This window comes from Blastomonas sp. CCH1-A6 (assembly GCF_001556365.1).
Classification (GTDB): Bacteria; Pseudomonadota; Alphaproteobacteria; order Sphingomonadales; family Sphingomonadaceae; genus Blastomonas; species Blastomonas ursincola.
Genome location: NZ_LSIS01000526.1, coordinates 1 through 234, shown reverse-complemented (window position 1 = coordinate 234; position 234 = coordinate 1). Strand labels below are relative to the sequence as shown.

Sequence of the window (234 nt, the reverse complement as noted above, 5' to 3'; positions counted from 1 at the left end):
AGAGCCTGATCCGAAATTAAGTTGAGTGGTGCCAGCGGGTTAGCTTGACGCGAGCCCAAGTCGCTGATTCACGGGGTTTTGCAACAAACTTCGGGAGTTCAACGATGTGGACCGACACCACCCGGGCGCAGTATGCCCGTGCCGACCTGGCTTTGCCAAGCGATTTGACCGATGCGGAATGGGCCGTGCTGGAGCCGTTACTTCCGGGCCCTTGCTGTGTAGGGCGACCGCGCA

General features: G+C 59.8%; 1 protein-coding gene. It reads left to right on the top strand.

Annotated features, from left to right (window positions below):
* Positions 1-104: 104 nt before the first annotated feature.
* On the top strand, positions 105-234 hold a 130-nt coding region (locus AX735_RS25445), incomplete at its 3' end, for a transposase (protein WP_446471853.1).